The following is an 8,293-nucleotide window of genomic DNA, read 5'->3' as shown; positions in this document are numbered from 1 at the left end:
CGTCGGCCGCGGCGGGAGGTGACATGTCAGCAACGGTGAGCAGAAGTGTGCAAGACCAGCAAGTCCTGCAAAACCACTACAAGTTCGCCTTGTAGATCATGAACCCTGTGGTGCACGGGCGTTCGGACGGTAGCCGTCGGTGGCCCTGACGAGCTCGTGCAGCGTGCCGGGTTCGGCGCCGCCGTGGCCGGCGTCCTCGACGATCCGCAGCTCGGCCTCCGGCCAGGCGCGGTGCAGCTCCCAGGCGGCGTCGGGCGGCGTCTTCATGTCGTAACGGCCGTTGACGATGACGCAGGGCACGTCCCGGATCGCCGCCACGTCGAGCAGCTCGCCCTCCCGCAGGAAGCAGCGCCGGGTGAAGTAGTGCGCCTCGATCCGGGCGAAGCCCAGCACCTCCCGGTCCGTCAGCGGAGGGGGAGGCGCGGGCAGCAGCGTGTTGGCCGCCAGCTCCCACGCCGCCCACGCCCGCGCCGCCGGCAGGTGAACCTCGGGGTCCGGGTCGAACAGGCGGCGGTGGTACGCGCCGAGCAGGTCGTCCCGCTCGGCCTGCGGGATCGCGTCCCGGAAGGCCGCCCACTCCGCCGGGAACAGCCGGGCCGCCCCCGAACCGGTGAACGCCCACGCCTCGTCGGCCGCGCTCGCCAGGTAGACGCCGCGCAGCACCAGCTCGGTCACCCGGCTGGGGTGGCGGCGTGCGTACGCCAGGGCCAGGGTCGCCCCCCACGAACCGCCGAACACCTGCCAGCGGTCGATCCCGAGCCGCCGCCTGAGCAGCTCCATGTCCGCGACCAGATGCCAGGTGGTGTTGGCCTCCAGCGACACCCCGGGGTCGGCGGCGTGCGGGCGGCTGCGCCCGCAGTTGCGCTGGTCGAACAGGACGATCCGGTAGGCGGCGGGGTCGAAGAACCGGCGCTGCACGGGCAGCAGCCCACCGCCCGGACCGCCGTGGAGGAGGACGACCGGTTTGCCGCCGGGGTCGCCGCAGGTCTCCCAGTAGATCTCCTGGCCGTCGCCGACGTCGAGCAGGCCGCTCTCGTAGGGCTCGACGGGCGGGTAGAACGTCATCATCGTCATGGCTACCAGACCTACTCGCCCCGGCCGCCCGGCGCGCGGCCGATTCGCGCAAATGCGGGCGCTTTTATGACGGGCGCGCGAGTTCGGTGAGCGTGCGGCGGAGCAGCCGTGCGGCCAGCACCGGCTTGAAGGCGTTGTGCCGCAGCGGCCGGGCCTCGGCCAGCGCCGCGCCGGCGGCCCGCGCGAAGGCGGACGCGTCCGGGACGGCGCCGGTCAGCAGGTCCTCGGCGGCGTGGGCGCGCCACGGCTTGTGCGCCACCCCGCCGAGCGCGACCCGCGCGAACACGATCCGGCCGTCCTCGACGTGCAGCAGCACGGCCGTGCTCACCAGCGCGAACGCGAACCCGGCCCGGTCCCTGACCTTCGCGTACGCCCCGCGCCCCGGCGGCGCGGGCGGCAGGTCCACGCTCGTGACCAGTTCGCCGTCCCGCAACACGGTCTCCACCTGCGGCGTCCGGCCGGGCAGGACGTGGAAGCCGGTGAACGGCACGCTCCGCGCCCCCCGCGGCCCCGTCAGGTTGACGGTCGCGTCGAGGGCGGCCAGGGCCACGCACATGTCCGAGGGGTGGACGGCGACGCAGCTCGGGCTCGCCCCCAGGACGGCGTGCGCGCGGTTGAATCCCTCCAGCGCGTCGCATCCCGCGCCGGGCACGCGCTTGTTGCAGGCGGCGGCGGTGTCGTAGAAGTAGCGGCAGCGCGTACGTTGCAGCAGGTTGCCGCCCACGGTCGCGCGGTTGCGCAGCTGCGGCGAGGCGCCCGCCAGGATGGCGCGGGCGAGCACCGGATAGCGGCGCCGCACCCGCGGGTCGGCCGCGACCTTGGTGTTGCCGGCCAGCGCGCCGAGCCGCAGCCCGCCGCCGGGCAGGTCCTCGACGGCCGACAGCGGCAGGCGCGAGATGTCCACCACCCGGCCCGGCCGCTCGACCTCCTCGCGCATGAGGTCGACGAGGTTCGTCCCGCCGGCCAGGTAGCGGGCCGGGCCACCGTCCGGCGGCGTCGCGGCCATCATCGCGACGGCCTCCGCCACACTGGCCGCCCGCAGGTAGGTGAACTGCCTCACCTCGCGGCGACCTCCCGGACAGCGGCGGCGATGTGGTGGTACGCCCCGCACCGGCACAGGTTGCCCGCCATGCGCTCGCCGAGCTCGGCGTCGGTCAGCTCGCGCGGGGGAGCGGTCAGGTCGGGCGTCGCGGCGCTGGGCACGCCGTCCCGCAGCTCGGCCAGCAGCCCGGCGACCGAGCAGACCTGGCCGGGCGTGCAGTACCCGCACTGCAGGGCGTCGTGCCGGACGAACGCGTCCTGCACCCGCGCGCCCACCTCGTCGTCCGCCAGGCCCTCGACGGTGACGATCTCCATCCCCTCGCACTGGACGGCCAGCAGCAGGCACGCGTAGACCCGCGAGCCGTCGGCCAGGACGGTGCAGGTGCCGCAGGCCCCCTGGTCGCAGCCCTTCTTCGTGCCGGTCAGCCGGAGATGGTCGCGCAGGAAGTCGAGCAGGGACACGCGCGGGTCCGCCGGCGGCTCGTGCGGCCGGCCGTTGACGCGCAGGGGGAGCGGGGCGCGGCCGTCCATCCCAATCCCTCCGGCCGTACGGGCTGTGGCGATCACCGTAACCGCATCTGGGCGGGACGACGCGGTCCGTGCGCCGGTCGAGGGACAAAACGGTGGCGGGCATTGCCGAATGCGGATCATCGGGCGAGGATCCCGCCGCCGCCCGCGCCCCCCACCTGCGTTCCCAGGGGATCACCCCTTGGCGGTCATGGCCTCCGCGACCGTCAGGCTGTCCTCGTAGATGTGGCTGCGCGTGATCAGCCCGCCCTCGACCGTCAGGTGCAGCGCGAACGGCGTGGTGTAGGCGACGCCGGTCGCGCGCACGGTCTGCACGATCTGCCCCAGCACCACGGCGTCCGGCCCGTCGACCAGGATCTGCCGCACCGTGGTGCCGTTCAGCTCCGGCACGTGATGCGCCCCCAGCGAACGGTAGTGCTCGGCCACCTCGGCCCGCCCGGACCTGGGCCGGATCCACGGCACCGCCGGATGCCCCTCGACGGGCCAGCTGAGCTGCCAGTCGACCGGCTCGGCGAACAACTCCGCCACCCGCTCCGGATCGCCCTCGCCGATCCGCCGCAACAATGGCGCTGCACGAGCTGCTGTTGCGGTCGGGGGCGACCACCGCCGCCGACGCCGCCCGCGAGGTCGGGATCAGCCAGGCGCTGGCCTCCTACCACCTGCGGCAGCTGGCCAAATACGGCCTGGTGGAGCAGGCCGAGGCGCGCGACGAGCGGGAGCGGCCCTGGAAGGTGACCGCGAGCGTCCAGGTGTGGGACGACGACGTCACCGGGTCCGAGCGGTCGGCCGCCCGCAGTCTGCTGGAGCAGGTCCTGGCCGAGCGGGCGCTGTCGCGGCTGGTGGAGTGGCAGGAGGCGCGGCGGGGCGAGGAGGAGCCCTGGCGGGGCGTCGGCGGCATCGGCAACACCTACCTCTACGTCACCCCGCAGGAGATCACGGCGCTCGGCGAGGCCGTCGCCGACCTGCTGCGGCCGCTGATGGCCCGCGTGGACGACGCGGCGGCCCGTCCGGAAGGGGCCCGGCCCGTGCTGGTGACGCAGATGGTGATCCCGCTCGCCCCGACGGCCTCCGGTGACTGAGCGACGCTCCCCGGCGAGGGAGACCGGCCGGGCCGGTGGGCGGACGGCCGAGGAGCCGCCGGGCCGGGAGAGCGCGGCTCGTCGATGGCCGGCGCGGGACGGCGGCCTGCGGTGGCGGCCGGCGCGGCAGGCCGGGGTGCGGTGGTGGCCGGCGCGGGGCGGTGGCGGGTGGGTGTCGCCCGGCGGCGGGCGGGGGTTCGGGCGGTTGCTGGTCGCGTCCGTCGTGTCCCAGACGGGCGACTGGGTGATCAGCACCGGGCTGGCGTTCCACGTCTACCGCCTGACCGGCTCCACGCTGTCCACCGCGATCATGCTGCTGGTCTCCCGGCTGCCCCACGTCCTGCTCGGGTCCGTGGCCGGGGTGCTGGCCGACCGCTGGGACCGCCGCCGGTTGCTGGTCGTCACCGACCTGCTGCTCGGGCTCGGATTGCTGCCCCTGCTGGCGGTACGCGGCCCCGCCCAGGTCTGGATCGTCTACGCGGTCGCCCTGTGGACCGGCGTGCTCGGCACCCTGCTCGCCCCGGCGCAACGGGCGCTCGTCCCGCAGCTCGTGCCCGCGTCCGGGCTGGTCCGGGCCAATGCCCTGCACGGCCAGAGCGGTCAGCTCGCCCGGCTGCTGGGGGCGATGCTGGGCGGCGTCGCCGTCACGGCGGGCGGGCTGCCCGCGATCGTCCTGCTCGACGTGGCCAGCTTCGTGATCTCCGCGGTCCTGCAGGCGACCCTGCGTGTCCCGGCCAGGTCGCCGGTCGTGGCGCGGGCGCCGTCCGTCCGCGCCCAGTGGGCCTCCGGGGTGCGGTCGGCCATGGGGAATCCCGGCATCCGGTTGCTGGTCGCGTACATGGTGATCACGGGGCTGGGCGAGGGCGTCTTCGCCACGCTCGCCGCCCCCTTCGTGGCCGACGTGCTGGGCGGCCAGGGCGACGCGTACGGGCTGTTCCTGTCGGTGCAGGCGGTCGGCGGGCTGGCCGGTGGGCTGGGCGTGGCCCTGCACCGGCGCGACCCCGCGCCACGGGTGCTCCTCGGCTGGGGCACGGTCGCGTTCGGCCTGCTCGACCTGGCGCTGTTCGCCTACCCCCTCGCCCTCGACGCGTTGTGGCCCGCCCTCGTGCTGATCGCGCTGGCCGGGCTCCCGGCGGCGGCGGCGATGGCCGGGTTCGCGACGCTGGCCCAGACGGCCACCACCGACGAGCGCCGGGGCGGCCTCATCGGGCTGCTCGCGAGTGCCCAGGCCGTCACCTCGCTGCTCGGCATGGCGGCCGCCGGGGCGCTCGGCGAGGTCGTCGGCATCGTTCCCGCGTTGTGTCTGCACGCGGCGGGGCTCGTCACCGCGGGCGTGCTCGTGCTGACGAACCGCGCACCCCACCCCGGGCGTGCCGCGTCCGACCGGAGTCGACCATGACGTTTGTCATGGAGGCGTCTCTGACTGTCGGCACTACACCCGGCGCCGCCACTCCCAGCAGGCTGGTTCCATGCTGAAACTCAAGGACGGCGGCCCCCGGCGGTCGCCGCGCCGGCCGCCGGGCGTTACCGTCGGGCCCTGTGACGGGTGAGGCGGCGGTGCGGGAGGTGGAGTTCGGCCGGGGCCGGACGGCGGCGCGCGCCGGGTCGTGCGGGTGGCTGCTGCTGGTGGTGTGGCCGCTGTGGTCGTTCTTCTCCTCGCGTCCCGGCGTGCTCGCCGTGGTGTGGGTGGTCGCGGCGGTCGCGGTCTTCGTGGCGTGCTGGCTGCGGATCATGTGGCGGGCGCTCAGCGCCCTGGGCGCGGCGACGCTGACCTGGGCGCCGGTGGGGCTGGTGGCCGCCGCGCTGGCGCTGCTGCCGGTGCTGCGGGCGCCGTGGGCGTACGTCGGGTTCGTGTTCGTGGTCAGCGCCCTGTCCGCCTGCCTTTCGCGGGTCGCCTTCGTCGTGTCGGCGGCGGTGACGATGGTCGTGGTGGTGGCCGCGCTGACGGCGTACGGGCGGCCGTTCGAGCAGGTCTGGTGGGTGCCGCTGGTGATCCTGGTCGAGGCGGTGACGGTGGCGAGCCTGAAGCACCTGGGCGAGATGGTCGCCCGGCTCGACGCCGCCCGCGCCCACGTCGCCCGGCTCGCCGTGGACAACGAACGCCTGCGCTTCGCCCGCGACCTGCACGACACGCTCGGCCACACGCTCACCTCGATCACCATCAGGAGCCAGCTGGCCGCCCGGCTGGCCGGTACCGACCCGGAACGGGCCGCCCGCGAGATGGCCGACGTGGAACGCGCCGCCCGCCAGGCGCTCGACGAGGTGCGCCACGCCGTCGCCGGCTACCGCGCCCCCTCGTTGTCGGGCGAGCTGCGCACGGCGGCCCACAGCCTGGACCTGGCCGGGATCCGGCTGGAGGTCTCGCCCGCCGCCGGGCCCGTCCCGGCTGCCGCCGAGACGCTGCTGGCCTGGACCGTACGGGAGGCCGCCACGAACGTCGTGCGCCACAGCCGAGCCCGCCACTGCCACATCGACCTCACCGTCGACGACCACACCGCCACCGTCGAGATCCGCGACGACGGCCCCGGCCCCGAATCCGCCGGGATGTGCGACGGCCCCGGCCCCGGATCCGCCGGAGACGCGGCCCACGGCCCCGCCACCCGATTCGCCGGAGACGCGGTCAACGGCGACGACGCCCCCAACCCCGGAGCCGAAGGGCTCGGGATCAGAGCCGAGGCGGCCGGGCCTGCGGCCTTCAGGGGCCTGGCCGACGGAGCCGGTGCCGCCGGCCCCGGAGCCACAGGGGGCGGGTCCCGCGTCGAAGGGCCCGGTTCCAGGGCCGATAGGGCCGGGCCCACGGCCGACGGAGGCTTCGTCGACAGGGGCGGTTCCACCAGCGCCGGAGCCGCAGGGGGCGCGGCCGACGGGGTTGGGAGCGGCGGGGTTGGGGCTGGGGGAGCGGTGGTTCAGGGGGTCGGGGGTGTTGGGGGTAATGGGCTGACTGGGTTGGCTGAGCGGATCGCTGCCGCCGGTGGACGTCTGGAGGCCGGGCCGCTGCCCGGCGGCGGCTACCGGCTGCACGCCCGAGTGCCCTTGGAGGTGCCGTGATCCGCGTCCTCATCGCCGACGACCAGGACCTCGTCCGCGGCGGACTGGCCGCGCTGCTCGCCCTGGAGGACGGCATCGAGGTGGTGGCCGAGGTCGGCCGGGGCGACCTGGTCGAGCCCGCGGTGGCCGAGCACCGCCCCGACGTGGTCCTGCTCGACATCGAGATGCCCGGCATGTCCGGCTTGGAGGTCGCCGAACGCCTGCGCGGCCACCGGGTGGTCATCGTCACCACGTTCGGCCGGCCCGGCTACCTCAGTCGTGCCCTCGACGCGGGCGTGTCCGGGTTCGTGGTGAAGGACGCGCCGGTGGCCGAGCTGACCGCGGCCGTGCGCCGGGTGATGGCCGGTGAGACGGTGATCGACCCCAAGCTGGCGGTGTCCGCCCTGACCGTCGGGCCGAGCCCGCTCACCCAGCGCGAGGCCGAGGTGCTGCGGACCGCCTCCGGCGGCGCGACCGTCGCCGACATCGCCCGCACCCTGTTCCTGACCGAGGGCACCGTACGCAACTACCTGTCCTCGGCGATCACCAAGACCGGGGCGCGCAACCGCGCCGAGGCCGTCCGCGTCGCCGAGTCCCGCGGCTGGCTCTGACCCCCCGGCCACCCCGCAACCCTGCAAGCCCGCAACCCGGGAACCCCGCAAGCCGGCAACCCGTAACCCCGCAAGCCCGTAACCCCGCAACCTCTCAAGAGGAGCTTCGCCATGCCCTCCGACGACTTCCGCCCGCCCGGACCGGAGTTGTTCGACTACCCCGCCCTGTGGGACGGCGCGCCGCTCTGGCTCACCAAGCCGGTGCTGCTGGCCGCCGCCGGCGTGCTCGTGGTGTGCGCGCTGGCCTGGGGCGCCTTCTCCCGGCCCAGGCTGGTGCCGCGCGGCCTGCAGAACGCGGGCGAGTACGCCTACCTGTTCGTCCGCGACCAGATCGCCCGCCCGTCGCTCGGCGCCGACGCCGACCGCTGGATGCCGCTGCTGCTCACGCTCTTCCTGCTGATCCTGCTCTGGAACGTGATGGGCGTGATCCCGCTGCTCCAGTTCCCGGTCACCGCCCACGTCGCCTTCCCCTGGGTGCTGGCCGGAGTGGTCTACCTGCTCAAGCTCTACCTCGGCTTCAGGCACCAGGGCCTGGCCGGCTACCTCAGGAACGCGATGTTCCCCGAGGGTCTGCCCAAGGCCCTGGCGATCACCCTGTACGCGCCGCTCGAACTGTTCTACATCTTCGTCACCGCGCCGTTCACCCATGCCGTGCGGCTGTTCGCGAACATGTTCGCCGGGCACACGCTGCTGGCCTTCTTCAGCGCGGTCGGCTACTGGTTCCTGGTGGAGCGGCCGACCGTGGGCGGCGTGGCGGTGGGCGTGCTGGGCGTGTTCATGACGTGCCTGCTGACCGCGTTCGAGATCTTCGTCATGTTCCTGCAGGCGTACCTGTTCACCATGCTCACCGCCATGTACCTCGGCCAGTCCCTGCACCCGGAGCACTGACCGGTCAGGACGCCGGCGGCGCCAGGACCCGCCAGGCGGACGGCC

The 8,293-nt window shown here is 74.6% G+C and carries 9 protein-coding genes; 5 read left to right on the top strand and 4 right to left on the bottom strand.

The annotated features are described in order from the left end of the window. Positions 1 to 96: 96 nt before the first annotated feature. The 4 genes from pip to ACWCSD_RS41755 all read right to left on the bottom strand — a co-directional run bounded on the left by pip (position 97) and on the right by ACWCSD_RS41755 (position 3,207). Positions 97 to 1,068 carry a prolyl aminopeptidase gene (gene pip, locus ACWCSD_RS41770; protein WP_397158970.1) on the bottom strand — a complete coding sequence of 324 codons (972 nt, stop codon included), beginning with the start codon at positions 1,066 to 1,068 and terminating at the stop codon, positions 97 to 99. 70 nt (positions 1,069 to 1,138) lie between these two features. Continuing rightward, positions 1,139 to 2,134, bottom strand: coding sequence for an FAD binding domain-containing protein (locus tag ACWCSD_RS41765; RefSeq protein WP_397157788.1), 996 nt, complete (start codon positions 2,132 to 2,134; stop codon positions 1,139 to 1,141). Further along, positions 2,131 to 2,646: a (2Fe-2S)-binding protein gene (locus ACWCSD_RS41760; protein ID WP_449923282.1), complete on the bottom strand. Its 516-nt coding sequence runs from the start codon at positions 2,644 to 2,646 to the stop codon at positions 2,131 to 2,133. The genes ACWCSD_RS41765 and ACWCSD_RS41760 overlap by 4 nt, the downstream gene beginning before the upstream one ends. A gap of 171 nt (positions 2,647 to 2,817) precedes the next feature. Further along, positions 2,818 to 3,207 (bottom strand): nuclear transport factor 2 family protein, encoded by a 390-nt coding sequence (locus tag ACWCSD_RS41755; protein WP_449923279.1) that lies wholly within the window; start codon positions 3,205 to 3,207, stop codon positions 2,818 to 2,820. On the opposite strand from ACWCSD_RS41755, the gene ACWCSD_RS41750 reads away from it, so the two are divergent. The 5 genes from ACWCSD_RS41750 (at position 3,207) to atpB (ending at position 8,248) form a co-directional block, all read left to right on the top strand. Beyond that, a complete protein-coding gene (locus ACWCSD_RS41750; RefSeq protein ID WP_449923276.1) occupies positions 3,207 to 3,722 on the top strand; it encodes a winged helix-turn-helix domain-containing protein in 516 nt (171 codons plus the stop codon). The two genes, ACWCSD_RS41755 and ACWCSD_RS41750, sit on opposite strands and share 1 nt — an antisense overlap. Next, the gene (locus tag ACWCSD_RS41745; RefSeq protein ID WP_397157782.1) at positions 3,715 to 5,121 is read left to right on the top strand and encodes an MFS transporter; all 1,407 of its coding nucleotides are present in this window, start codon (positions 3,715 to 3,717) and stop codon (positions 5,119 to 5,121) included. The genes ACWCSD_RS41750 and ACWCSD_RS41745 overlap by 8 nt, the downstream gene beginning before the upstream one ends. A gap of 140 nt (positions 5,122 to 5,261) precedes the next feature. Then, complete coding sequence (locus ACWCSD_RS41740) at positions 5,262 to 6,770, top strand: histidine kinase (RefSeq protein WP_449923272.1); 1,509 nt, start codon at positions 5,262 to 5,264, stop codon at positions 6,768 to 6,770. Next, entirely contained in the window at positions 6,767 to 7,360 is a 594-nt protein-coding gene (locus ACWCSD_RS41735) for a response regulator transcription factor (RefSeq protein WP_352363766.1), read from the top strand. The genes ACWCSD_RS41740 and ACWCSD_RS41735 overlap by 4 nt, the downstream gene beginning before the upstream one ends. 111 nt (positions 7,361 to 7,471) lie before the next feature. Further along, on the top strand, positions 7,472 to 8,248 hold the full coding sequence (gene atpB / locus ACWCSD_RS41730; protein ID WP_364420372.1) for a F0F1 ATP synthase subunit A: 777 nt from the start codon (positions 7,472 to 7,474) through the stop codon (positions 8,246 to 8,248). The last annotated feature ends 45 nt before the right edge of the window (positions 8,249 to 8,293 follow it).

It is taken from the genome of Nonomuraea sp. NPDC001684 (genome assembly GCF_053596515.1).
Note: the sequence above shows the minus strand (reverse complement) of the source record. Positions and strands in the feature narration are given on the sequence as shown.